General features: G+C 70.2%; 1 pseudogene. It reads left to right on the forward strand.

Annotation, left to right across the window (positions count from 1 at the left end):
• Positions 1 to 332, forward strand: a pseudogene (locus tag J1902_RS19190) (cell wall anchor protein); the annotation flags it as partial.

Consider the following 332-nt stretch of genomic DNA (forward strand, 5'->3'; position numbering starts at 1 on the left):
CCGGCTCTGATTTCGGTTCCGGTAACCCTGGGCGCCACCTCGGTGGCCGTGCTGGGCGACTCAAAGGCCATCAACAAGGCCCCTGCCCATGCCCCGGCGTACCCGCCGGCCAACCCGGCTCTGATTTCGGTTCCGGTGAATCTGTGTGCAACGTCAGTAGCCGTGGGCGGCGATTCCACCGCCGTCTGCGGTCATCCGGTCGTTTATCCGCCGGTGGTGTACCCGCCGGTCAACCCGCCGCCCGTGTACCCGCCGGTCAACCCGCCGCCCGTGTACCCGCCCGTTGAACCGCCGGCCGAGGAGCCCCCGGCCGAGGAACCGCCGGCCGAGGA

The sequence above is a fragment of the Arthrobacter cavernae genome, assembly GCF_017368795.1.
In the GTDB taxonomy this organism is placed as follows: Bacteria; Actinomycetota; Actinomycetes; order Actinomycetales; family Micrococcaceae; genus Arthrobacter; species Arthrobacter cavernae.